The following is a 25,541-nucleotide window of genomic DNA, read 5'->3' as shown; positions in this document are numbered from 1 at the left end:
GTGGTCTCCTTGGGGAATCGAGTTTGGGCTTTGGCTACTGAGCTTTGGCAACGGCCGCCGGTGGCGTCCAGATCACGTCTTTAATGCTCAGCTGCTTTGGAATCAGCTTGAGCTGGTAAAAGCTGTCAGCGATTTTCTGCTGCGCGGCGACGACTTCCGGGGTCAGGAACAACGCACCGTAGCCCTGGCGTTTCACCGAGGTCAGGGTGATGTCCGCCGGCAGGCCGAGCAGTGGCGAGACCTGTTTGGTCACGTCTTCAGGATTGGCTTTGGACCACTCACCGACCGCGCGCACTTCTTCCACGAGGGTCTTGATCACCTCTGGATTCTTTTGTGCGTAAGGCTTGGTCGCCAGATAGAACTGATGGTTGTCGACAATGCCCTGACCATCGCGCAGGGTGCGCGCTTGCAGCTGTTGTTCGGCAGCAGCCTGGTACGGGTCCCAGATGACCCAGGCGTCGACGCTGCCACGCTCGAATGCGGCGCGGGCGTCTGCCGGCGGCAGGAATACGGTCTGGATATCGGTGTATTTGAGGCCGGCGTCTTCCAGTGCCCGAACCAGCAGGTAGTGCACGTTGGAGCCTTTGTTCAGGACGACTTTCTTGCCCTTGAGGTCCGCCACCGATTTGATCGCCGAGTCCTTCGGCACCAGGATCGCTTCGCTGTGGGGAGCTGGTGGTTCGTAGGCGACGTAGAGCAGATCAGCGCCCGCCGCTTGAGCGAACACTGGCGGTGTTTCGCCAGTCACGCCGAAGTCGATGGAGCCGACGTTCAGGCCTTCGAGCAGTTGCGGGCCGCCGGGGAATTCAGTCCATTGCACGTCCACGCCTTGGGCGGCGAGGCGTTTTTCCAGAGTGCCTTTGGCTTTGAGCAGCACCAGGGTGCCGTATTTTTGATAGCCGATTCGCAGAGTCTCGGCCTGAGCTTGAGTAATGGCGCCGAAGGTTACAGCCGCAGCAAACAGAGCGACCAGACCACGACGCAAAATGACAGGGCGCATGGCGCTCTCCTTTTTGCAGTTGGGTTTTTGGCTGCACCTGCTTGCCCGTTAGCGGGCGAGTAAGGCCAGTACTTCAATTTTCAGATAGGTCTTGGGTGGTGCTTAAATGCTCCAGCGAGCACTCAACAAACGATCATTCAACAGTTGCGGATCGATCGGCTTGGGCCGTCGCGCCATCGCGCTGAAAACAGCTCCAGCGATTCATTCAGTCTTTGTTCCAGCTCCGGCGCCAACTGCGCCTGGGCGCTGCCTTCGCCGTAAGCGATCTGGCTGTCCACGGCAAAAATCCCGTGGAGCATTTCCTGGGCTTTCAACGCTGACAAAACCGGTTTTAGCGCGTAATCCACCGCCAGCATGTGGGCGATGCTGCCCCCGGTTGCCATCGGCAAAACCACTTTATGGGCCAAAGCGCGCTCGGGCAGCAGGTCCAGCACGGTTTTCAGTGCGCCGGAGAACGATGCTTGTAGACCGGGGTAGCAATCACCAGGCCATCGGCGTTTTCAATCTGTTGCAGCAAGTTGATCACCTTGGGGCTGTCGAACCGTGCATGCAGCAAGTCTTCGGCAGGGAAGTCCCGCACCTGATAACTCACCACTTCCACGCCCTGCCCTTGCAACCAACGTTGGGAGCGCTCCAGCAACACCCCGGAACGGGAGCGTTGGCTGGGGCTGCCACCGAGTGAGACGACCAGCATTCAGATGATTCCTTGAACGGTGTGGGCGATTCGCGGTTTGCGATCTCGCTTCGATGGCATGACCTTAACAGGTGATTTATATATCTATAAATCATATTTATTCATTTGTTTATGCGTTTAGGAGATATGTCATTACATTTGCTCCAGTCGAAAAAAAAGGCCGTCGAAACGGCCTGAAATCCCCTGCTTGGTGAATGTCTACACCCTTTGTAGGAGCGAGGCTTGCCCGCGAAGAGTACGACTCGGTTTCTAGGGTGTCGCCAAGGACGCCTTCGCGGGCAAGCCTCGCTCCTACAGGTTGGGCGCGTTAACGATTTGGCTGCGGCGTCAGGCGCAGGTAAGGTTTAACGGCCCGATAGCCCTTCGGAAAGCGCTGTTTGATTTCCTCTTCATCCTTGAGCGACGGCACGATCACCACTTCGTCACCGTCCTGCCAGTTGGCCGGGGTGGCTACCTTGTAGTTGTCGGTGAGCTGCAGCGAGTCGATCACCCGCAAGATTTCATTGAAGTTGCGGCCCGTGCTGGCCGGGTAGGTAATGGTCAGTCGCACCTTTTTGTTCGGGTCGATGACGAAGAGCGAACGCACGGTCAGGGTGTCGTTGGCATTGGGATGAATCAGATCGTAAAGGTCCGAGACCTTGCGATCAGCGTCGTCGAGGATCGGGAAGTTGACGACGGTATTCTGGGTTTCGTTGATGTCTTCGATCCACCTGTGGTGCGAATCCACCGGGTCGACTGACAGCGCAATAGCCTTGACCCCACGCTTGGCGAATTCATCTTTTAACCTGGCCGTGAAGCCGAGCTCGGTGGTGCACACCGGGGTGAAGTCAGCCGGGTGGGAAAACAGCACGCCCCAGCTATCGCCCAACCATTGGTGGAAACGGATGGTACCGGCGCTGGAATCCTGTTCGAAGTCGGGGGCAATGTCGCCCAGTCTGATGCTCATGGTGTAGCTCCTGGTGAGTGCTGGTTGAGCTCAACTGTGCCTGTGTTTTTTATCCATTAAAAAGAATAAATATCGATTTATTTAGATCTAAAGGAAATATTAAACATCTGTTCACTGGACGCGCTTATCCATCCCGCCGAACATCGGCAACAAGGTTCGAGAAGGCCTTTGAGTTGCTGCAAAAGAGGGAAATTTCAAGGCGGATTTACGGGGGTGAACCCGGCTTGAAAACGCAAAAGCCCCGCCCGGCGAGATGCCGGGCGGGGCTTTTTGCGTCGGATGCTCACTGTAGGAGCGAGCCTGCTCGCGAAGGCGTCGTGTCAGCCACAAATTTGCTGAATGGCACACCGCTTTCGCGAGCAAGCTCGCTCCTACACGCTATTACAACAGCGGGATCGAGTAGCTGACGATCAGGCGGTTTTCGTCCTGGGAGCGAGTGCTCGGCAGGTCGGTACGCCATGTGGCGTTTTTCCAGCTCACGCCGAGGTTCTTCAGCGCGCCCGATTGCACGACGTAACCTACGGTCAGGTCGCGTTCCCACTCGGAAGCGCCGTTAGCCGCTTCGCTACCGCGAGCGTTGACGGTATCGATATCATCGCCATGCAGGTAAACCACGCCCGCCGTCAGGCCAGGTACGCCGACCTTGGCGAAGTCGAACGAGTAGCGTGCTTGCCAGGTTTTCTCGCCAGCACGGGCGAACTTCTGGATTTGCGAGTCGGTGATGATGTAAGCCGACGAGCCGTCACCCTGGTTCAGCCAAGGGAAGTCGCTGCTGCCGTTGCTGACCTGGTAACCGCCACCGAAAGTGTGACCTTCAACGGTGTACAGGAACAGGCCGCTGTACAGGTTGTTGTCGACCTTGCCTTTACCGTTTGGCGCATTGTAGTTGCCAGAAGTGAAGAAGTTGGCGTCGTGACCGTTGGCACCGTCATCCCGGCTGTTGAAGTAGCGCAGGTCGGATTTCAGAACGCCCGGGCCGATTGCCCAGTTGTGAACCAGGCCCAGGAAGTGCTGCTTGTAGAAATCTTCCAGGTTGCCGTAGTAGTACTGCGCAGTCAGGTCTTTGGTGATTTTGTAGTCACCGCCACCGTAATAGAATTTGTTGCTGTCGCGGCCAGCCGCAGTGCGACCGTTGGCACCAGCGATCGACAACTCTTCGTTGTTGCTGGAGTTACGACCTTTGGCGTGCTCGATCTGACCACCGACCAGTGTAAGGTCCTTGATCTCGCCCGAAGTGATCTGGCCACCCTGGAAGGTTTGTGGCAGCAGACGACCGTCGTTGGTCACGATCACCGGCAGTTTTGGCTGCAAGGTACCCAGTTTCAGTTCAGTCTGGGATATCTTGGCTTTAGCAGTCAGGCCCAGGCTGGAGAAGTTATCAACCGCTTCGCCGTTGGACTTGCTCGGGAACACAGTGCCGCCATAAGCGTTACCAGGGGTGCCATTGGCGTTAACGTTGCCATTAGTGCCGCCGCCCGAATCCAGCTTCACGCCCAACAGGCCGATCGCATCGATACCGAAGCCGACAGTGCCTTGGGTGTAGCCGGAAATGAAACGCAGGTCGAAGCCTTGGCCCCATTCTTCGTTCTTGTTCGGCTGAGCAGCGCCGTCACGGTAGTCGGTGTTGATGTAGAAGTTGCGCAGCCCCAAAGTAGCCTTGCTGTCTTCGATGAAACCGGCGGCGCTTGCTTGCTGCGCCAAAACCCTACGGCCACAGCCAGGGCCAAGGTGGACTTGTTCATTGTTGCGCTCCTATTGTTTCTAATTTTCGTGGTCCGGGGTCGAGTGCCCTGGATCCTTGATTCGCGTGACTTGCGCCACAACCCCCGCAATGATTGCCTGCCCCTTAAAATTGGGCGGCGCAGCATACCTGTTCATACATCCAAAAAGAATCACTTAGTAATTTTTAATATCACAATGGAATATGTACAGTTGTACGACGTCCGACCAATAAGAGGATCGGCATTAAAACCGATTCCTGTAGTCGTGGGTAGGGTTTCAATCGGGACGTTGCGGGGCCTGTGCGTCAGGTAGGACTACTGTAGGCGTTTGCGCAAAAATCTAAAAAGAATAAAAAATCATCAGTAAAGCGTTTTATGGAATATAAAAATCAACGCAAGAAAAGCCCCGTCCGAAGACGAGGCTCTTTGACTACGACTTACATAAAGCTGTAGGTGTAGTTGAAGATCAGACGGGTCTGGTCTTGGTCAGCAGTGCTGGTGTTCCCGGTATAAGTACCGTGACGCAGCGTCGTACCAAAGCCTTTGAGTGGACCTGTTTGAATCACGTAGTCCACACGCGCATCGGTCTCGTGTTCATTCAGGTCTGGACCAGAACCGCTGGTAGCCTTGATGTTTCGGCCATCCAGGTAAGCAATCGAAGCTTTCAGACCTGGTACACCCAGTGAGGCGAAGTCATAGGAGTATTGACCGTACGTGGTGTTTTCACCGGCACGGATAAAGCTGCCAACCGTGGCATCGGTAAAGGAGTAGAAGCTGGAGCCGCCGGCACCTTCTTGACGACCCTGGCTATCGATAAGGCTGCCCTGGTTCAAGAAAACGAAGCCGCCGTCGTCGTTGACACGCTGATGACCGAGCAGGAACGCACTGCCGCCCAGGGTGTAGGTGAACGTGGCGCTCCAGGTCTTGTTATCAACCTCGCCCGGGGTCTTGGCGAAACCACCGTTGTTGTTGAATTGGTAGCCAGCCGTGCCGTTGCCGTTCTTGCCGTCGGAGCTGCTGTCGAAATAGCGAAGATCGGTCTTGAACGATTGGTTCGGGGCGATCGGGTAAACGTGCACCAGGCCGAGGAAGTTCTGTTTGTAGAAGTCTTCCAGGTTCGCGTAGTAGTACTGCAGCAACAGGTCTTTGGTGACCTTCCAGTCAGCACCGGCGTAACGGAACTGGTTGCTGTCCTGAGTAGCGCCATTCACAGACAGGCCAGTGGAGTTCGAGGAGGCGCGACCCTGCGCGTGCTCCAGCTGACCCAGGTTGAAGGTCACGTTGTCGATTTCCTTCGAGGTGATGGTGCCACCGTCAAAGGTTTGTGGCAGCAAACGGCTGTCGTTCGCGATCAGGATCGGCATGTTGGGTTGCAGGGCGCCACCCAGGTGGGCCTCGGTCTTCGAGAAGCGTGCCTTCACGTTGGCTGCTGCACGGCTCCACTCGTCGGCAGACGCATTGCCATCGCTAGGGAAGAATGAGTTGGCGTTACCAGTTGGGTGATGGCCCTTGCCACCGTCCAGATGGATACCTACCAGCGCTTGGGCGTCGATACCGAAACCAACGGTACCTTGGGTGAAACCGGACAGGTAGTCGAACTTGAGACCTTCAGCGGTTTCGCGCTGCCTGTTTTTAGCATTACTAGGAGCGGTACTATTAGGAGCTTCACGCACATCGGCGTCGTAATACATGGTGCGCGAACTAATGGAAGCCTTGCTGTCTTCGATAAAACCCGCGGCGCCTGCCTGCTGCGCCATAACCCCTACAGCCACGGCCAGTGCCAACGTGGACTTGTTCATTGTTAAGCTCCTCTCGTCTCTAATTCTTGTAGTCCTGGTCCCGAGTCGATGCCCGGATACCTAAGATGCGCGATTAGCGCCGTACCGTGACTCACAAGTCAATCGTAACTATGTGTGTCTACGACCATAGTCTTATACCCGGTTTTTTGGTCCCTGCAGGGTCATGAGATCGTCATGAACCTGAAAAGAATGGATAGATTCTTTTCTCATACCGTTTAGGAATTTAGCTCACCCCACAGCGTAGAGCATTGGGCTCATAAGCTAATTCCTAAATGGTATTTATTAGGCGTTTTTTAGATCGATTAGGTTTGGAAGCAATTCCGCAACAATTCCTATCGAAAAGGCCAACGCCATGCCGACCAAACGCGCACTATCCAGCCCATTTGTTACAGTTTGTGTATCGCTCGCACTTTCTTTTTCCGCCCATGCGGCGAACCTCACGGTCGGCTACCAGACCGGTATCGACCCCAGCAAAGTCCCTCAGGCGGATGGCCTTTACGAAAAAACTATCGGTGAGAAAATCGACTGGCGACGCTTCAACAGCGGCCCGGAAGTAGTGACGGCCATTGCTTCAGGCGATGTGCAGATCGGCAACCTCGGTTCCAGCCCATTGGCGGCGGCCGCTTCGCGCAACCTGCCGATTGTCGCGTTCATTGTGTCCGCACAGATCAATGCGGCCGAGGCACTGGTGGTGCGCAACGGCAGTGGTATCGAGAAACCGCAAGATCTGATCGGCAAGACCATCGCCACGCCGTTCGTTTCCACGTCTCACTACAGCCTGCTCGGAGCTCTGAAACACTGGGGCCTGGACGCTTCGAAAGTCAAAGTGGTGAACCTGCAACCTGCCGAAATCGCCGCCGCCTGGAAGCGTGGGGACATTGATGGCGCGTTCGTCTGGTCGCCCGCACTGGGGGAAATTCGCAAGAACGGCAAGACCTTGACCGATGCCGCGCAGGTCGGCCAGTGGGGTGCGCCGACCTTCGAGGTCTGGGTGGCGCGCAAGGACTACGCCGAGAAACATCCGGAGGTCGTGGCCAAATTTGCCAAGGTCACCCTGGACTCATTCGCCGACTATGCAGCGCATAAAGACAGCTGGACCGCGGACTCCGTACCGGTGCAGAAAATCGCCAAACTGACTGGAGCCAATGCTGCCGACGTGCCTGAACTGCTGGCCGGTTCCGCATTCCCGGATGCCAAGGCACAAAAGACCAGCGCGCTGCTGGACGGCGGCACGGCCAAGGCGATTGGCGAGACGGCGAAATTTCTGAAGGAACAAGGGAAGGTCGAAACGGTGCTGCCGGATTACTCGCCGTATGTCAGCGCGAAGTACATCACCGAGTAACACCGCATATCTGTAGGAGCGAGCTTGCTCGCGAAAAACCCCAGGACGCCACGGGGCATCTGGTTTTACGCGTTATCGTTCACGATTTTCGCGAGCGAGCTCGCTCCTACAGAGATCGCATCGTGGTCAAAGGGCTTTTTCGAAGATCTTCGAATTACGCTGATAGTTGTACAGCGACGCCCGCGCCGACGGCAGACGGTCGACGCTGCTCGGCACAAAGCCACGTTCGCGGAACCAGTGAGCCGTGCGGGTAGTGAGGACGAACAAGGTTTTCAACCCCTGAGCCCGGGCGCGGGTTTCAATACGCTCCAACAGTTCATCGCCGCGACCGCCATGACGGTACTCCGGGTTCACCGCCAGACACGCCAACTCACCGGCATCCGAATCGGCAATCTGATACAGCGCTGCGCAGGCGATGATCATGCCTTCACGCTCGACCACACTGAACTGCTCGATCTCACGCTCCAGCACTTCACGGGAACGCCGCACCAGAATCCCCTGCTCCTCCAACGGGCTGATCAAGTCCAGCAACCCACCCACGTCTTCGATGGCTGCTTCGCGCACCACTTCGAATTGCTCCTGGGCCACCAGGGTACCGCCACCATCGCGGGTAAAGAGCTCGGTCAGCAGTGCGCCGTCCTCGGCGTAGCTGACGATATGGCTACGAGCCACGCCGCCACGACAGGCTTGCGCCGCAGCATCCAGCAGTTCCGCCTGGTAGTTGCTGCCCAAACGCTGCAGATGCGCCGGCACCTGTTGCGGACGCAGCTCACGAACCAGCCGCCCGTGTTCATCGATCAAGCCTTTTTCTTCACCGAACAACAGCAGCTTGTCGGCGCCCAGGTCGATGGCCGCGCGGGTGGCGACGTCTTCACAAGCGAGGTTGAAGATTTCACCGGTCGGCGAATAACCCAGCGGCGACAGCAATACGATGGAGCGCTCGTCCAGCAGGCGATTGATGCCCTTACGGTCGACCCGACGCACTTCGCCAGTGTGGTGATAGTCGACACCTTCGAGCACGCCGATCGGCCGCGCGGTCACCAGGTTGCCTCCGGCCACTCGCAGGCGCGAGCCCTGCATGGGCGATGAGGCCATGTCCATCGACAGCCGCGCTTCGATGGCAATGCGCAGCTGGCCAACGGCATCGATCACGCACTCCAGCGTCGCGGCATCGGTGATGCGCATGCCGTGGTGGTAATGCGGAGTCAGGCCGCGGGCGGCGAGGCGGGTTTCGATTTGCGGGCGAGAGCCGTGAACCAGCACTAGCCGCACGCCAAGGCTGTGCAACAGCACCAGGTCGTGGACGATATTGCCGAAGTTGGGGTGCTCAACGCCGTCGCCGGGCAGCATGACGACAAAGGTGCAATCGCGGTGGGCGTTGATGTAAGGCGAAGCGTGACGAAGCCAATTGACGTATTCGGGCATGAACCTGGGCCTGTAATAAATAGCAGCCGAAAAAAGGGCGGAACTGAAAACGCACAGCGGGCTGATGGTTATCGTCGGAACAGGCTTGGCGGCACGCGCGCTCTCCTCATGAATACGGGTTGGGATACCCACAATTTAACTACGATCCCCTGTAGGAGCGAGCATGCTCGCGATGGACGTCGGGACACCGCGTTCATTCAAGCATCCCTCGTCATCGTTGACGACCATCGCGAGCGTGCTCGCTCCTACAGAGGGGGTGCGATCAACCAGCAGGGGCCGGTGTCAGGCAGTAATGTTCAATCAACTGACGTAATAGATGCACCGTAGGCTGCAAACGTGACATTTCGAGGAACTCCCCCGGTTGGTGGGCGCAGGCGATATCGCCAGGGCCGAGCACCAGCGTTTCGCAGCCAAGACGCTGAAGATAAGGCGCTTCGGTCCCGAACGCCACCGCTTCGGCACGATGGCCGGTGAGCTTTTCGGCGACCCGCACCAGTTCTGAATCTTCAGCCTGCTCGAACGACGGCACTTCAGGGAACAGTGGCGCGTAATCGATCTTCACCTGATGCCGCTCGGCAACCGGCTTGAGCCTCTGCAATATCTCGGCGCGCAAGGCCTTGGGGTCCATGCCCGGCAAGGGCCGCAGATCGAACTCCAGCGAGCACTGACCGCAAATGCGGTTGGGATTATCGCCGCCGTGGATGCAGCCAAAATTCATGGTCGGTGTCGGCACGTTGAATTGCGGATTGCGGAATTCGCGCTGCCACAGCAAGCGCAGACCGCGCAGTTCGCCGATGGCATCGTGCATGGCTTCCAGGGCGCTATGGCCAAGGCGCGGATCCGAGGAGTGACCGCTCTGCCCAAGAATGTCGATGCGCTCCATCATGATGCCCTTGTGCATGCGGATCGGCTTGAGCCCGGTCGGCTCGCCGATCACCGCCGCCCGCCCCAAAGGACGCCCCGCTTGCGCCAGCGCTCGGGCACCGGACATCGAACTTTCTTCATCGCATGTGGCGAGGATCAGCAGCGGTTGCTTGAACGGTTGATCGAGCAAGGGTATGACCGCTTCGATGGCGAGAGCAAAAAAGCCCTTCATGTCGCAGCTGCCCAGGCCGACCCAGCGGCCATCGACTTCAGTCAGCTTCAACGGATCGGTCTGCCACAACGCGCCATCGAACGGCACGGTGTCGCTGTGCCCGGCCAGCACCAGGCCGCCGGGGCCGGAGCCGAAACTGGCGAGCAAGTTGAATTTGCCGGGGCTGACCTGCTGGATGTCGCAGGCAAAACCCAGGTCGCCGAGCCACGTCGCCAGCAAGTCGATCACCGGACGATTGGATTGATCGAGGCTGGCTTGGGTGCAACTGACGGACGGTGCAGCGATCAGTGCAGCGAACTGATCTTTCATGGACGGCAAAGGCATCGCTGGCTCCAAATCCCGAATTGAAGTCCATCATAGAGCCATCTTGCGACAGGAATAAACCGTCGCGGCACGCAGTGGCAGTCAGTCCTGTACACTGCACGACCTTGGCAGCCACACATTCCCCCGGCTGCGCTCCCGATCCTGGATTTTCCGGCCATGCAGAAAGAAACCGAAATCAAACTCCGCGTCAGCCGCGAAACCCTCGCCGCCCTACGCGAGCACCCGTTACTGAAAAAACGCAACAAAAGTGGCTGGGAACGCCGTGAGTTGATGAACCAGTACTTCGACACGCCCGAGCGCGACCTGGCCCACGCCAAGGTGGCCCTGCGCCTGCGCCGCGATGGCGAAGAAGTGATTCAGACCCTCAAGACCCGTGGCCAGAGCGTCGCCGGTTTGTCCGAACGTAACGAGTACGACTGGCACCTGCCCAAAGCCAAACTCGACGTGAAAAAACTCGACGGCGAATGCTGGCCCGAGGCGCTGGCCGAACTGGACAAGAAAACCCTGAAGCCGATCTTCACCACTGATTTCGTCCGCGAACGCGCCGAAATCGCCTGGGGTCGTGGCAAGACCAAAGTGGTCATCGAAGCCGCGCTGGACCTTGGCCACGTCGTGGTCGGCAAGCAGAAAGAAGAAATCTGCGAGCTGGAACTGGAACTGCGCGAAGGCGAACCGGCCGCGTTGCTGGAACTGGCCGCCGAACTGGCCGCAACCCTGGCACTGATGCCTTGCGACATCAGCAAAGCCGAGCGCGGTTATCGCCTGTACGACGCCAACAGCTACTCGTTGAGCCTGCCGGCACCACAACTTACCGCCGAAACCCCGCTGGACGATGCTTTCGCCGCGCTGTGCTGGCATTTGCTGGGCAGCAGTCAGCGTCTGGCCGAGCAGTATCGCTTCAATGGCCACTGGCGCCTGCTGCAAGACTGGGTAGAAAACCTCGCCGAACTGCGTGCACTGGTCAGCAGCCTGGGCCAGGCCGCGCCGCGTCAATCGACCCACGACCTGCGCGTCGCGCTGGATGCTCTGCTCGAAGACTGGCGCCCGCTGGTCCAGGCCGGTGTGGATGATGAAGATGTGCGCAAAGCCGCGCCGGAGCAGTTCCTCGAAGAGCTGGAAGACCCGCGCTGGGGCCTGTTCTCGCTGAACACTTCACGCTGGTTGCTGGCCCGCACCTGGACCGCCGACCGCAACACCCGGGGCAATCGCCAGGGCGCCGCGCAACTGGGCAGCTGGTTGCCGCGTTTGTTGGGCGAAGAAGCCACCTCGCTGCAATTGCAACGTTATCAGCAACAACCCGAAGACCTGGCCGAGCAACTGCCGCGCATCGAACGCATCCAGGCCTGGCTGCACCATGCGCGCAACGTGCTGGACATTCCGGAAATGGATCGCCTGTATGGCGAGCTGAACAAACTGGCGCAACTGGCCAACGAACCGATCACCGACGAAGCCCTGGATGCGCGCAAGCAGCAGGCGATTGCGGTGTATCAGAATCGTGCCTGGAAAATGTTGCTGCGCATGTAATACCGCGATGATGATCGTTCCCACGCTCTGCGTGGGAATGCCTCCACGGACGCTCCGCGTTCGGCTCCGGATAGGGACGCAGAGCGTCCCGGGCTGCATTCCCACGCGGAGCGTGGGAACGATCAAACATCCTAGACTGGCAAACTCGTCGTGGACTTGATCTCTGACAAAGCCACGACCGAGTTGACCTCTTGAATCCCCGGCACCAGGGACAGTTTCTCGAAAAAGAAACGCTCATACGCCTCGATGTCCGCCGCAACGATCCGCAGCATGAAATCCACTGCCCCCATCAGCACGTAACACTCCAGCACCTCGGGAAATCCGCGAATCGCCTCGGTGAACTCGGTGAAGTTCGAGCGTCCGTGGGCGTTGAGTTTTACCTGCGCGAAGATCTGCGTGTTCAGGCCGATTTTCTTGCGATCAAGCAAGGTCACCTGAGCGCGAATGATCCCCTCCTCCTTCATCCGCTGGATCCGCCGCCAGCAGGGCGACTGCGAAAGCCCCACCAGTTCGGCAATCTGCGCACTGGAGAGCGAAGCATCCTCCTGCAGCAGCGCCAGGATCTTGCGGTCATAGCCGTCCAGCTCGCTTTGCATAAAAAAACCTTTGATTGATGACTTTATGAATTGTGCGATTCGATTAAACCGTCATTCGGCTCATCATAGATAAGAAATACCCGCCACCGAATGTAAAAATTTCTCCAGTTATTTTGGAGAACGACCATGCCACACCTGGAAGCCGTGCACACCCTGTCCACCCGCGCTGATGTCTGGAATGTCAGTAATCTCCATTGCCGCGCTCAGTACCAATTACTCGCCGACGCTGAGCCCGACCTGCTGTGTCGTGTGCTCAACTTTTTCGCTTTGCAATTTCTTACGCCGGAACAGGTGCATGTGCAGCGCCAGAAAGACTTGCTGAGCATCGAGATTGTCATCGAAGGACTGAGCTGGCATCGCGCCCAGGTGATTGCGGAAAAACTACGTAACCTGATCAGCGTCTGCTCGGTTGATCTGCAAAGCGCTGACGCTGCCTGGGCTGAAGCTGCTCAGGCGGCCGGCTGAAAAATTCCGATACGGCTTCGTCGGGTAGTGGCCCAACGGTCTGTGGCGCCACGACTATCCTTTGCGCACTGTCGTTTAAAAGGAGCCCGCATGTCCGTTCAACTCGCCATTCAGGACCGCTGGCTGGATCTCAATGATGTGCTGCGTGAGCTGATCGCCCAGGGTTTTATCAGCCAGGACTCGGCCGATTACGCACTCAATGCCCGTCGCCGCCACGCCTCTCATGGCCAGATACACCCCCTGGAGTTCATTGCCAGCCAACAGCTGGACGACCTCAGCCGCCCCGGCAAGCACCTCGACCTGGAAAACCTGACCCTGTGGTTGTCCCAGCAAGCAGGCCAGCCTTACCTGCGGATCGACCCGCTGAAAATCAACGTCGCCGCCGTTACGCCGCTGATGTCCTACGCCTTCGCTCAGCGCCACAAGATTCTGGCGGTGTCCATCGACCGCGACGCCGTGACGGTGGCCAGCGCTCAGCCTTACGTCAACGGCTGGGAAGCCGACCTGACCCATGTGCTGAAGCTGCCGATCAGACGCGTGGTGGCCAACCCTATAGACATCCAGCGCTTCAGCGTAGAGTTCTTCCGACTGGCCAAATCGGTCACAGGGGCCAATACCGGCGAGCAGCAGGTCAGCACCCTGGGCAACTTCGAACAGTTGCTCAACCTCGGCGCCAGCGATCAGGAGCCGGATGCCAACGACGCGCATATCGTCAACATCGTCGACTGGTTGTTCCAGTACGCCTTTCAACAGCGCGCCAGCGATATCCACATCGAACCTCGGCGCGAACAGGGCACGGTGCGCTTTCGCATCGACGGCGTGCTGCACAACGTCTACCAATTCCCGCCGCAGGTGACCATGGCCATCGTCAGTCGCCTGAAAAGCCTGGGGCGGATGAACGTCGCGGAGAAACGCAAACCCCAGGACGGCCGGGTCAAAACCAAAACCCCCGACGGCGGCGAAGTCGAGTTGCGGCTGTCGACCTTGCCAACCGCCTTCGGCGAAAAAATGGTCATGCGGATTTTCGACCCTGAGGTACTGCTCAAGGATTTTGATCAGCTTGGGTTTTCAGTCGACGACCTGCGGCGCTGGCAGGACATGACCCGTCAGCCCAATGGCATCATTCTGGTCACCGGCCCGACCGGCTCCGGCAAGACCACCACGCTGTACACCACACTGAAGAAACTGGCGACGCCGGAAGTCAACCTCTGCACCATCGAAGATCCGATTGAAATGGTCGAGCCGGCGTTCAACCAAATGCAGGTACAGCACAACATCGACCTGACCTTCGCTTCCGGCGTGCGCGCGCTGATGCGGCAAGACCCGGACATCATCATGATCGGCGAGATCCGCGACATCGAAACCGCCGAAATGGCGATCCAGGCCGCCCTCACCGGTCACCTGGTGCTGTCGACGCTGCACACCAACGATGCGCCAAGCGCCATCAGCCGCCTGCTGGAACTCGGTGTGCCGCATTACCTGATTAAGGCCACGGTGCTTGGCGTCATGGCCCAGCGGTTGGTGCGCACCTTGTGCCCGCACTGCAAAGCCCCGCAAACCTTGGGCGAAGAAGACTGGCAAACATTGACCCGGCCCTGGCAAGCACCGCGGCCTACTCATTCCCAACGCGCTATCGGCTGCCTGGAATGCCGCGACACCGGTTATCACGGCCGCGCCGGGGTGTACGAAATCATGCAATTGACCGACGGCGTGAAAGCGCTAATCAATCCCGACACCGATTTGCTGGCGGTGCGGCGTCAGGCGTTCAAGGAGGGCATGCGCAGCCTGCGATTGTCGGGGGCGCAAAAGGTTGCGTCTGGTTTGACGACCATTGAGGAGGTGTTGCGCGTGACGCCGCAGAGCGAGCAGAAGTAGGCGCGGACCGATGGAACTCGATCACGGGAATCGTGTTCCAAAGGCCGTACTTAACCCCCAGCGGAGTCTCCGTATCATGCGTCTCAAACTTGCTGTCGCTACCATCGCCTTGTTGTCCCTGCCTGTCGGTTCGGCGATGGCTGATAGCTTTTGGCGTAACGTCATTTCCTCCGGTGCAACCACCGGCTCGACTTATCTGACTTTCAAGGATCACAAGCTGATCGTCGCAGCCCAGGACGATGCCGGCAGTTTCGTCGCCAGTGACGGCGGCATCCGCGGCCCGTATCTGGAAGCCGCGATGCAGAAAGTCCGCGCCGACAACCCTGGCCTGCAAGCCACGGACATGGAACTGGCGAACGCGATCCTGGCGAAGAATGCCGTCGCTTCGGAATAACTTCCTGGCTGAACAAAAATGCCGCTCACATGAGCGGCATTTTTATGCCCTACACAAAAACCCGTGTAGGAGCTGGCTTGCCAGCGATGCCGTGTCAGCGACGTTGATGTCGACTGACACTCCTTCGCTGGCAAGCCAGCTCCTACAGGGGGGTTACGTGTTTCAGCGGTATTCATCCAGCGGCACACACGCACAAAACAGGTTTCGATCCCCGTAAACGTTGTCCACTCGGTTCACCACCGGCCAGTACTTATGCGCCTTGGTGTGCGCATCCGGTGTAACTGCCTGTTCGATGCTGTAGGGCCGCTCCCAGATTCCTGCGATGTCGGCCAAGGTATGCGGCGCACGTTTCAACGGATTGTCTTCGGCCGGCCAGTTGCCGTTCTGCACCTCGGTAATTTCCGCGCGGATGCTCAGCATCGCGCCGATGAAGCGGTCCAGTTCTGCCTTCGATTCACTCTCGGTCGGTTCGACCATCAATGTTCCCGGCACGGGAAACGACATGGTCGGCGCGTGGAAGCCATAGTCCATCAGGCGCTTGGCAACGTCTTCCTCGCTGATGCCGGTCAACGTCTTGAGGGGGCGCAAATCAAGAATGCATTCGTGGGCCACCCGCTCGTTGCGCCCGGTGTACAGCACCGGGAACGCCCCGGACAAATGCCGCGCCAGGTAATTCGCGGCGAGGATCGCCACTTCGCTGGCGTCGGCCAGTTGCGGGCCCATCATGGCGATGTACATCCAACTGATCGGCAGAATGCTTGCACTGCCCCATGGCGCAGCGCTGACTGCACCGTTCTGCGCCAGCGGCCCGTCGATCGGCACCACCGGGTGATTGGCCACGAACGGCGCCAAGTGCGCGCGCACGCCAATCGGACCCATGCCTGGCCCACCACCGCCATGGGGAATGCAGAAGGTTTTGTGCAGATTCATGTGGGACACATCGGCGCCTATATCCGCCGGTCGCGCCAGCCCGACCTGGGCATTGAGGTTGGCGCCGTCCATGTACACCTGGCCGCCATGGCTGTGGATTACTTCGCAGATTTCGCTGATGCCCTCCTCGTACACGCCGTGGGTCGACGGATACGTCGCCATCAGGCAAGCGAGCTTGTCGCCGGCGTGCGCGGCTTTTTCTTTCAGGTCATCCAGATCGACGTTGCCGGCTTCGTCGCACTCGACAATCACCACACGCATCCCGGCCATCTGTGCCGATGCCGGGTTGGTGCCGTGGGCCGACGACGGGATCAGACAGATATCCCGCCGCCCTGCTGGCGGCTCTCGTGGTATTTACGAATCGCCAGCAGTCCTGCGTACTCGCCCTGTGCTCCTGAGTTGGGCTGCATGCAGATCGCATCAAAACCGGTGATCGCGCAGAGCCAGCGCTCCAGTTCTTCGATCATCAATGAATAACCGACCGCCTGCTCTTTCGGCGCGAACGGATGCAGGTTGGCGAATTGCGGCCAGGTAATCGGGATCATCTCGCTGGTGGCGTTGAGTTTCATGGTGCACGAGCCCAGCGGGATCATCGATTGATTGAGCGCCAGATCCTTGTTTTCCAGTTGTTTGAGGTAACGCAGCATCTCGGTTTCGCTGTGATGGGCGCTGAACACCGGATGGCGCAGGTAGGGCGAAGTACGCACCAGCCCGGCAGGAATCCCCGCAGGCAAAGCCTCGGCGTCCAGTTCGTCGACGTTGAGCCCATGATCGGCGCCCAGGAACACATCGAACAACTTGGCCACGGTGGATTCGTCGCAGGTCTCGTCGAGACTCAAGCCCAATTGCCCACGCCCCAGAATGCGCAAGTTGATCTGCGCAGCTTGTGCGCTTTCGATGATCGCGGTCTGGGTGCCGCCGACTTCCAGGGTCAGGGTGTCGAAGAAATGCTGGTTGAGGCGCGCGATGCCCTTGCGCTCGAGGCCCGCGGCGAGGATGCAGGTCAGTCGGTGCACCCGCTGGGCAATGCGTTTTAGCCCTTCCGGGCCGTGGTAGACCGCATAGAAACTGGCGATGTTGGCCAGCAGCACTTGCGCGGTACAGATGTTCGAGTTGGCCTTTTCACGGCGAATATGTTGCTCGCGGGTTTGCAGGGCCATGCGCAGGGCAACGTTGCCGCGAGCATCTTTCGACACGCCAATGATCCGCCCCGGAATCGCCCGTTTGTACTCGTCGCGGCTGGCAAAAAAGCCGCGTGCGGGCCGCCGTAACCCATGGGAACGCCAAAGCGCTGGGAAGAGCCGAACACCACATCAGCCCCCAACTCCCCCGGCGGAGTCAACAGCAGCAGGCTCAGCAAGTCTGCGGCAACACACGCCAGCGCTTGCTGGGCATGCAGGTGATCGATCAATGGGCGCAGATCGCGGATTTCGCCGTGGGTGTCGGGATACTGCAGCAGCGCGCCGAACACCTGGTGCTGCTTCAAGTTATCCACAGCGTCGATGATCAGCTCGAAACCGAAGCCCTCGGCGCGGGTCTGCACCACGGAAATGGTTTGCGGGTGGCAGTTTTCATCGACAAAGAACAGATTGCTTTTCGACTTGGCGACCCGTTTGGCCAAGGCCATGGCTTCCGCCGCCGCAGTAGCTTCGTCAAGCAGTGAAGCGTTGGCCAGTTCCAGCCCCGTGAGGTCGATGGTCAATTGCTGGAAATTCAGCAGCGCTTCGAGCCGCCCTTGGGCAATTTCCGGTTGATACGGCGTGTAGGCGGTGTACCAGCCGGGATTTTCCAGCACGTTGCGCAAGATGACGGCCGGCGTGAGGGTGCCGTGATAGCCCATGCCGATCAAACTGGTCCAGACCTGATTCTGCTCGGCATAGCCCCGCAGTTTGCTCAGCGCGGCCTCTTCATCGAGGGCCGGCGGCAGATCGAGTGGCCGGTTCAAACGAATGCCCGGCGGCACCGTCTGCTCGATCAACTCGACCCGGCTGCCTAGACCGAGGCTGTCGAGCATTGCTTGTTGCTCGGCGGCATCCGGCCCGAGGTGACGGCGAAGAAAGGCATTGGGATCGCGTAACTGGCTCAAGGACGGCAACTGGGACATGACGGGCTCTCTCTTGACTGGCGCTCAACGTCGATGCAACACGGTCAAACCAGCATAGCAGCCGGTATCGATACGGATGGCGTGGCGCTGCCGAACAATCCGGCCCATCATGTTCGTCGACTACTTAATGTCCGCTGATCGAGTACCTACATTTATGAGCCAACTGCCTTTCCTGCCTTTCTCCAAACCCACCATCGATGAAGCCACCATTGCTGCTGTGGGCGATGTGCTGCGCTCCGGCTGGATCACCAGCGGCCCCAAGGTTCAGGCCTTTGAAGCGCAACTGTCGGAGTATTTTGGCGGACGCCCGGTGCGCACGTTCAACTCCGGCACCTGCACCATGGAAATCGCCTTGCGCATCGCTGGCATCGGGCCGGGTGACGAAGTGATCACCACGCCGATTTCCTGGGTGGCTACCGCCAACGTCATTCTGGAAGTCGGCGCCACACCGGTGTTTGCCGATATCGACCCGGTGACCCGCAATATCGACCTGGCGCAGCTCGAAGCGGCCATCACCCCGCGCACCAAAGCCATCATCCCAGTGTTTCTGGCCGGGCTGCCCGTGGACATGACACGCCTCTATGCCGTAGCGCAGAAGCATGGCCTGCGAATAGTGGAAGACGCGGCCCAGGCGCTGGGCTCGAGCTGGAACGGTCAGCGCATTGGCTCGACCGGCGATTTCGTGTCCTTCAGTTTCCAGGCAAACAAGAACATCACCTCGTCGGAGGGCGGCTGCCTGGTCCTGAACAATGCCGAAGAGGCAAGGCTGGCGGAAAAATACCGGCTGCAAGGCGTAACCCGTAGCGGCTTCGATGGCCTGGACGTCGATGTGCTGGGCGGTAAGTTCAACATGACCGACGTCGCAGCGGCCATTGGCCTGGGGCAATTTGCCCATATCGAAGCGATCACCGCTCATCGGCGTGAATTGGCCAGGCACTACTTCACCTGCTTTGGCGAGGATTTCGAAGCACAGTACGGGGCGCAACTGCCCCCGGCGGATTTCGAGAACAGCAACTGGCATTTGTTCCAGCTGGTACTGCCAGAGCGCCACGACGGCAAACCGGCGCGAGCCACCTTCATGGAGCAGATGCAGGCATTGGGTGTTGGTATCGGCTATCACTACCCGCCGATTCACCTGTTGAGTCTTTACCGCGAGCGCGGTTTCAAGGAGGGCATGTTCCCGACTGCCGAACGAGTGGGACGTTTGATCGTTTCTCTGCCGATGTTCTCGGCCATGAGCAAAGCGGATGTCGAGCGTTCGGTGGCAGCCGTGAAGGCCGTGCTGAAGCCTTAAATCTGCCACTGTAGGAGCACGTCTTGCCGGCGAATGGGTTTCAAGAACGCCATCGCCGGCAAGCCGTGCTCCTACAGAATGCAGGCATTATTCGCCGATGGCAGCCTTGTAAGCCGCTGCATCGAGCAGTTTGTCCAGCTCAGCGGTGTTGCTTGGCTTGAGCTTAAAGATCCACGCGCCGTACGGGTCGGAGTTCAACAGTTCCGGCGAGGCGCCCAGGTCTTCGTTGATCGCGATCACTTCACCGGCCACCGGGGAATAGATGTCGGACGCCGCTTTAACCGACTCCACCACACCGGATTGATCACCGGCAGCGAAGGTTTTTCCAACTTCGGTCAACTCGACGAACACCACATCACCCAGCGCTTCCTGCGCGTGATCGCTGATGCCCACGGTAACGGTGCCGTCAGCTTCCAGGCGGGCCCATTCGTGACTTTCGGCAAAACGCAGGTCGGCAGGGATATCGCTCATGTTCTGTGTCCTCAGGAAAATTGTCGGCGGTCATTGCCGCCAGAAAAGGTTAGATCAAGGTTTTGCCATGGCGTACGAAGGTCGGTTTGACCACTCGGACCGGGTACCACTTGCCACGGATTTCCACTTCCGCGCGGTCGGCAGTTGCCATTGGCACGCGCGCCAGCGCAATCGACTTGCTAAGCGTAGGAGAGAAACTACCACTGGTGATCTCCCCTTCGCCAACATCGGCGATGCGGACCACTTGATGAGCGCGCAAAACCCCGCGTTCCTCAAGCACCAGACCGACCAGTTTGTGCTGTACGCCACCGCTGCGTTCGGCTTCCAGCGCCGTGCGCCCGATGAACTGGCGAGTGGCTGATTCCCAGGCAATGCTCCAGGCCATGTTGGAGGCCAGCGGTGAAACGTCTTGATGAATGTCCTGACCGTAAAGGTTCATGCCGGCCTCGACCCGCAAGGTATCCCGCGCGCCAAGGCCGATGGGGGAAATGCCGGCACCCACCAGATCGTTGAAGAACCCCGGCGCCTGATCGGCCGGCAGGATGATTTCCAGACCGTCTTCACCGGTGTAACCGGTGCGCGCGATGAACCAGTCGCCGTCGGGCTGACCTTCGAAGGTCTTGAGCATCTGGATCAGATTGCCCCGGGACTGGTTCACCAGCTCGGCAACTTTCTGCCGGGCGTGAGGGCCCTGGATGGCCAGCATCGCCAGCTCGGAACGTTCGCGCAGCTGCACATTGAAGCCGTCGAGATGGGCCTGCATCCATGCCAGGTCCTGATTACGGGTGGAAGCGTTGACCACCAGTCGGTAACCGCGTTCAAGGCGATAGACGATCATGTCGTCGACGATACCGCCGCGCTCGTTGAGCATGGTGCTGTACAACGCACGGCCGCAGCTGTGCAGGCGTTCGACGTCATTGGCCAGCAAATGCTGAAGCCAGGCCTTGGCCTGGGGGCCGTCGACATCGATCACGGTCATGTGGGATACATCGAAAACACCGCAGTCGCGGCGCACCGCATGGTGTTCCTCGACCTGCGATCCGTAATGCAAGGGCATATCCCAACCGCCAAAATCGACCATCTTCGCGCCAAGGGCGAGATGAAGGTCATACAGAGGCGTACGCTGTCCCATGGGTTTCTCCTTCCGGGCGTGGCGAAGGTGCGGGCGAGTGCTCTATCGAGTGAAAGCCTTGAAACAAAAGGCTTACAGCCAACTTCTACTACCTTGTCTGTCAGACGGACCGCACCGAATGCCGCGCATTGTAGCCGCAAGGTGTAGGACTGACACCTAGCTGTTTTGATGTGCTGAACGTCGAATCAATCCGATGACCGGTAATAGCCCGACCAAAACCAGGGTCAGTGCTGGCAAAGACGCCCTCGCCCATTCGCCCTCGCTGGTCATTTCGAAGATCCGCACTGCCAGAGTGTCCCAGCCAAACGGGCGCATCAGAAGGGTCGCGGGCATTTCCTTGAGCACATCGACGAACACCAGCAACGCCGCGCTCAACGAACCGGGCAACAACAACGGCAGATACACTTTGAAAAAAAGTCGCGGCCCACTGACACCCAGGCTACGTGCCGCTTCGGGCAAAGATGGCCGTATACGCGCCAGACTGCTTTCCAGTGGCCCGTAAGCCACGGCGATGAAGCGCACCAGATAGGCCAGCAGCAACGCCGACAGACTGCCCAGCAGCAATGGCTTGCCGGCACCACCGAGCCAGTCGGAAAGCGGGATCACCAGTTCACGGTCCAGATAACTGAATGCCAGCATGATCGACACCGCCAGCACCGAACCGGGCAAGGCGTAGCCAAGATTCGCCAGACTGACCCCGGCGCGGATCCCTTGCGTCGGTGCCAAGCGTCTGGCAAACGCCAACACCAAAGCGACGCTGACAGTGATCAAGGCGGCCATCGCGCCCAGGTACAAGGTGTGGACGATCAGGCCGGAGTAGCGCTCATCCAGATCGAAGCGCCCGCGCTGCCAGAACCACACCAGCAATTGCAGCATCGGAATGACGAAAGCGCAGGCGAGTACCAGACCGCACCAACCCGTGGCCAGCAACGCTTTAAAGCCATGCAGGTGATACAACGCCTTGACCCGTGGCCGCTCATTACTCGCCCGGTTGGCGCCGCGTGCACGACGCTCGCCGTACAGCACCATCATCACCACCAACAGCAACAGGCTGGCCAGTTGCGCGGCGGTGGAAAGGCTGAAAAACCCGTACCAGGTCTTGTAGATCGCGGTGGTGAAGGTGTCGAAGTTGAACACTGACACGGCGCCAAAATCCGCCAGGGTTTCCATCAACGCCAATGCCACACCCGCACCGATGGCGGGACGAGCCATCGGCATTGCCACACGCCAGAACGCCTGCCATGGCGATTGCCCCAGCACCCGTGCGGCTTCCATCAATCCTTTGCCCTGAGCCAGGAATGCGGTGCGGGCCAGCAGGTAAACGTAGGGATAGAACACCAGCACCAGAACCACAATCACCCCGCCCGTGGAACGCACGCGCGGCAAGCGCAGGCCCGTGCCGAACCATTCGCGCAGTAGGGTTTGCACGGGCCCGGCGAAATCCAGCAGACCTACGAAGACGAATGCCAGCACATAGGCAGGAATTGCAAAGGGCAACATCAATGCCCAGTCCAGCCAGCGCCTGCCAGGGAATTCGCAGAGGCTGGTGAGCCAGGCCAGGCTCACACCGAGGACCGTCACACCGACACCGACGCCAAGCACCAGGGTCAGGGTATTGCCCAGAAGACGCGGCATCTGGGTGTCCCAAAGGTGGGACCAGATCTGTTGGTCGATGGTTTGCCAGGAAAGCAGCAAAACGCTCAGCGGTAGCAGGACCAGCGCAGCGATGGCGAAGACCAGGGGATACCAGCGGCGTTGGGCGGGGTGGGCCAAGGAATTTCTCTGACGAATGAAATAGACACAACAACACCCCCCGTAGGAGCGAGCTTGCTCGCGATGAACGTCAGGGCAACGCGGACTGTCAGGCACCCCGCGTTATCGTTGCCGTTTTTCGCGAGCAAGCTCGCTCCTACACCATCAGAGGCGGGGCTCAGTAGACCGGGCGACTCAGTTCCAGCCAGCCCGATCCATCATGCGAATCGCTTCGGCCTGGCGCTTGCCGGCGATTTCAACAGGCAAGGTATCGGCCACGAACTTGCCCCAGGCGGCGACTTCGGCAGATGGCTGCACGGCAGGGTTGGCCGGGAATTCCTGGTTTACGTCAGCGAAGATTTTCTGCGCTTGAGGCGTGGTCATCCACTCCACCAGGGCCTTTGCCGCCTCCGGGTGCGGGGCGTGTTTGGTCAGGCCGATGCCCGACAGGTTGACGTGTACACCACGATCCGCCTGGTTCGGCCAGAACAACTTCACCGGCAGCTCGGGTTTCTGCTTGTGCAGGCGACCGTAGTAGTACGTGTTGACGATGCCGACGTCGCATTGACCAGCATTGATGGCCTCCAGTACCGCAACGTCATCGGAGAACACGTCGGTGGACAGGTTGCTGACCCAGCCCTTGAGGATTTTTTCGGTTTTCTCGGCGCCATGGACTTCGATCATGGTGGCGGTCAACGACTGGTTGTACACCTTCTTCGCCGTGCGCAGGCACAGGCGACCTTCCCAGTTCTTGTCGGCCAGCGCTTCGTAGGTAGTCAGTTCACCCGGCTTCACCCGGTCGGTGGAATAGGCAATGGTCCGCGCCCGCAGGCTCAGACCGGTCCAGGCGTGAGAGGCGGCGCGGTATTGCAGCGGGATGTTGGCATCGATGGTTTTCGAGGTGAAAGGCTGGAGGATGCCCATTTGCTCGGCTTGCCAGAGGTTGCCGGCATCGACAGTCAGCAGCAGGTCGGCGGTGCCGTTCTCGCCCTCGGCCTTGATCCGCTGCATGAGTGGCGCTTCCTTATCGGTGATGAACTTCACCTTAACGCCGGTTTTAGCGGTGTAGGCATCGAACACCGGTTTGATCAACTCGTCGATGCGCGACGAGTAGACCACCACCTCGTCGGCGGCCTGTGCGGCGGTAGTGCCGATCAGAGTCAGGGCCAGTGCGGTCAGTAGACGCTTCGGTGCCAACATGGGAGCGGTCTCTCGATTGAAAAAATGAGGCCAAATGATAAGGACTCACATTTACCTTCTCAATCGAACAGTTTGCGGAGGAGTTACCAGATGTTGCACTGCAGAGATGTGGGGTGAATGTACCGACGCCTTCGCGGGCAAGCCTCGCTCCTACGGGTTCGCGTGGATCTGTAGGAGCGAGCGGGCGGCGTTCCGACTTGCCCGCGAAGAGGCCATCACTCCCAGCGAAAATCTCAGGCCTTGGCCAAGGCCGGCAAATCCCCGATCAACCCCAGCGCCTCACGCACAAACAGCGCCTTCGCCTCAGGCATCTGATCAACCATCTTCAACCCGGCATTACGCAACCAGCGTACCGGCAACGGATCGGCCTGGAACAACCGCTCGAAACCTTCCATCGCCGCCATCAGCGCCAGGTTGTGGGGCATGCGTCGACGCTCATAACGGCTGAGCACCTTCACATCCGCCAGCCGCTCTCCTCGAGCAGCCGCTTGCAACAGCACTTCGGCCAGCACGGCAGCATCGAGGAAACCAAGGTTCACGCCCTGCCCGGCCAGCGGGTGAATGGTGTGCGCCGCATCGCCAATCAATGCCAGGCCCTCAGCCACGTAACGCTTGGCATGACGTTGACGCAGCGGCACGCACAGACGGGGGTCGGCGCTGAGTACGCTGCCGAGTCGACCTTCGAAGGCCCGTTCCAGCTCGCGACAGAAGCCTTCGTCATCGAGCGCCATCAGGCGCTCGGCCTCGCTCGGTGTGGTCGACCAGACGATCGAGCACCAATCCTGCAGACCATCTCGCTCCAGCGGCAGAAACGCCAACGGGCCGTTATCAGTAAAACGTTGCCAAGCGGTCATTCGATGAGGTTTCGAGCAGCGCACGCTGGTGACGATGGCGTGGTGCAGATAATCCCACTCTCGCGTCGCGACGCCAGTCAGGCGCCGAACCGCCGAGTTAGCGCCATCCGCCGCAATCACCAGCGGCGCACGCAAGGTGCGGCCATCGGCGAGGGTCAGCAGCCAGTCGTCGCCGGAGCGGCGCATCTGCTCCAGGCGTGCGTTGGCGAGCATGCCAAGATCGCAGTCGTGCAAGCGGTCGAGCAAGGCATCCTGAACCACCCGGTTCTCGACGATGTGTCCCAGTACATCGGCATGCACGCTGGCCGCCGAAAAGTGGATCTCCCCGGTGCCGCTACCATCCCAGACCTGCATGTCGCTGTAGGGACTGCTGCGCCGGCTGGCGATGCCTTCCCAGACGCCCAGGCGTTCGAGAATCCGCTGACTGGCGATGGACAAGGCGCTCACACGGGGTTCGAACGGCGCCTGCCTATCAAACGGTTTGACGCTCAAAGGGCTGCCGTCCAACAACAGGACTTCTAGCCCGCTGTCCTGCAACGCCAGCGCCAGGGCGCTGCCGACCATTCCGGCCCCGACAATCAGCAGATCTGCGCGCATTTCCAT

Annotated in this window: 17 protein-coding genes and 3 pseudogenes; 6 read left to right on the top strand and 14 right to left on the bottom strand. The window is 59.3% G+C overall.

The window, feature by feature from the left end; genetic code table 11:
• Nucleotides 1–34: 34 nt before the first annotated feature.
• From CES87_RS01910 to CES87_RS01890, 5 genes and pseudogenes are all read right to left on the bottom strand, one after another.
• A complete protein-coding gene (locus tag CES87_RS01910) occupies nucleotides 35–1,000 on the bottom strand; it encodes a sulfonate ABC transporter substrate-binding protein (RefSeq protein WP_128604719.1) in 966 nt (321 codons plus the stop codon).
• 102 nt (nucleotides 1,001–1,102) lie between these two features.
• A pseudogene (gene ssuE, locus CES87_RS01905) lies at nucleotides 1,103–1,694 on the bottom strand (NADPH-dependent FMN reductase).
• A gap of 307 nt (nucleotides 1,695–2,001) precedes the next feature.
• A complete protein-coding gene (locus CES87_RS01900) occupies nucleotides 2,002–2,640 on the bottom strand; it encodes a peroxiredoxin (RefSeq protein ID WP_128604718.1) in 639 nt (212 codons plus the stop codon).
• A gap of 381 nt (nucleotides 2,641–3,021) precedes the next feature.
• Nucleotides 3,022–4,382: pseudogene (locus CES87_RS01895) on the bottom strand (OprD family porin).
• 416 nt (nucleotides 4,383–4,798) lie between these two features.
• On the bottom strand, nucleotides 4,799–6,160 hold the full coding sequence (locus CES87_RS01890) for an OprD family outer membrane porin (protein WP_128604717.1): 1,362 nt from the start codon (nucleotides 6,158–6,160) through the stop codon (nucleotides 4,799–4,801).
• A gap of 352 nt (nucleotides 6,161–6,512) precedes the next feature.
• Between CES87_RS01890 and tauA the strand changes: the two genes are divergently transcribed.
• Nucleotides 6,513–7,502 carry a taurine ABC transporter substrate-binding protein gene (gene tauA, locus CES87_RS01885; protein WP_128604716.1) on the top strand — a complete coding sequence of 330 codons (990 nt, stop codon included), beginning with the start codon at nucleotides 6,513–6,515 and terminating at the stop codon, nucleotides 7,500–7,502.
• 126 nt (nucleotides 7,503–7,628) lie between these two features.
• On the opposite strand, the gene argA is transcribed toward tauA, so the two are convergent.
• On the bottom strand, nucleotides 7,629–8,927 hold the full coding sequence (argA, locus tag CES87_RS01875) for an amino-acid N-acetyltransferase (RefSeq protein ID WP_128604715.1): 1,299 nt from the start codon (nucleotides 8,925–8,927) through the stop codon (nucleotides 7,629–7,631).
• 262 nt (nucleotides 8,928–9,189) lie between these two features.
• Entirely contained in the window at nucleotides 9,190–10,347 is a 1,158-nt protein-coding gene (gene argE / locus CES87_RS01870; RefSeq protein WP_128604714.1) for an acetylornithine deacetylase, read from the bottom strand.
• 156 nt (nucleotides 10,348–10,503) lie between these two features.
• Between argE and CES87_RS01865 the strand changes: the two genes are divergently transcribed.
• Entirely contained in the window at nucleotides 10,504–11,871 is a 1,368-nt protein-coding gene (locus CES87_RS01865) for an inorganic triphosphatase (RefSeq protein WP_128604713.1), read from the top strand.
• Between the two features lie 131 nt (nucleotides 11,872–12,002).
• Here CES87_RS01865 and CES87_RS01860 read toward each other — a convergent pair whose 3' ends face one another.
• Complete coding sequence (locus CES87_RS01860; protein ID WP_128604712.1) at nucleotides 12,003–12,467, bottom strand: Lrp/AsnC family transcriptional regulator; 465 nt, start codon at nucleotides 12,465–12,467, stop codon at nucleotides 12,003–12,005.
• A 126-nt stretch (nucleotides 12,468–12,593) separates the two neighbouring features.
• On the opposite strand from CES87_RS01860, the gene CES87_RS01855 reads away from it, so the two are divergent.
• The 3 genes from CES87_RS01855 to CES87_RS01845 all read left to right on the top strand — a co-directional run bounded on the left by CES87_RS01855 (nucleotide 12,594) and on the right by CES87_RS01845 (nucleotide 15,201).
• Nucleotides 12,594–12,932, top strand: coding sequence for a hypothetical protein (locus CES87_RS01855; protein ID WP_128604711.1), 339 nt, complete (start codon nucleotides 12,594–12,596; stop codon nucleotides 12,930–12,932).
• A 90-nt stretch (nucleotides 12,933–13,022) separates the two neighbouring features.
• Complete coding sequence (locus tag CES87_RS01850; RefSeq protein ID WP_128604710.1) at nucleotides 13,023–14,807, top strand: GspE/PulE family protein; 1,785 nt, start codon at nucleotides 13,023–13,025, stop codon at nucleotides 14,805–14,807.
• A 73-nt stretch (nucleotides 14,808–14,880) separates the two neighbouring features.
• Nucleotides 14,881–15,201 (top strand): DUF2388 domain-containing protein, encoded by a 321-nt coding sequence (locus tag CES87_RS01845; protein WP_169857239.1) that lies wholly within the window; start codon nucleotides 14,881–14,883, stop codon nucleotides 15,199–15,201.
• 162 nt (nucleotides 15,202–15,363) lie between these two features.
• Here CES87_RS01845 and gcvP read toward each other — a convergent pair.
• Nucleotides 15,364–18,235, bottom strand: a pseudogene (gcvP, locus tag CES87_RS01840) (aminomethyl-transferring glycine dehydrogenase).
• Nucleotides 18,236–18,389: 154 nt separating this feature from the next.
• Here gcvP and CES87_RS01835 point away from each other — a divergent pair.
• A complete protein-coding gene (locus CES87_RS01835; RefSeq protein ID WP_128604709.1) occupies nucleotides 18,390–19,529 on the top strand; it encodes a DegT/DnrJ/EryC1/StrS aminotransferase family protein in 1,140 nt (379 codons plus the stop codon).
• 87 nt (nucleotides 19,530–19,616) lie between these two features.
• Here CES87_RS01835 and gcvH read toward each other — a convergent pair whose 3' ends face one another.
• From gcvH to CES87_RS01805, 5 genes are all read right to left on the bottom strand, one after another.
• Nucleotides 19,617–20,000: a glycine cleavage system protein GcvH gene (gene gcvH, locus CES87_RS01830; RefSeq protein ID WP_128604708.1), complete on the bottom strand. Its 384-nt coding sequence runs from the start codon at nucleotides 19,998–20,000 to the stop codon at nucleotides 19,617–19,619.
• Between the two features lie 49 nt (nucleotides 20,001–20,049).
• A complete protein-coding gene (gcvT, locus tag CES87_RS01825; RefSeq protein WP_128604707.1) occupies nucleotides 20,050–21,132 on the bottom strand; it encodes a glycine cleavage system aminomethyltransferase GcvT in 1,083 nt (360 codons plus the stop codon).
• A 156-nt stretch (nucleotides 21,133–21,288) separates the two neighbouring features.
• Nucleotides 21,289–22,905 carry an iron ABC transporter permease gene (locus CES87_RS01820; RefSeq protein ID WP_128604706.1) on the bottom strand — a complete coding sequence of 539 codons (1,617 nt, stop codon included), beginning with the start codon at nucleotides 22,903–22,905 and terminating at the stop codon, nucleotides 21,289–21,291.
• A gap of 174 nt (nucleotides 22,906–23,079) precedes the next feature.
• Nucleotides 23,080–24,084: an extracellular solute-binding protein gene (locus CES87_RS01810; protein ID WP_128604705.1), complete on the bottom strand. Its 1,005-nt coding sequence runs from the start codon at nucleotides 24,082–24,084 to the stop codon at nucleotides 23,080–23,082.
• A 233-nt stretch (nucleotides 24,085–24,317) separates the two neighbouring features.
• Nucleotides 24,318–25,535, bottom strand: a complete 1,218-nt coding sequence (locus tag CES87_RS01805) for a 2-octaprenyl-3-methyl-6-methoxy-1,4-benzoquinol hydroxylase (RefSeq protein WP_178081363.1) — start codon at nucleotides 25,533–25,535, stop codon at nucleotides 24,318–24,320.
• Nucleotides 25,536–25,541: the final 6 nt, after the last annotated feature.

This window comes from Pseudomonas sp. ERMR1:02 (assembly GCF_002277815.1).
Taxonomy (GTDB): domain Bacteria; phylum Pseudomonadota; class Gammaproteobacteria; order Pseudomonadales; family Pseudomonadaceae; genus Aquipseudomonas.
This window is presented reverse-complemented; position numbering and strand designations above follow the sequence as displayed.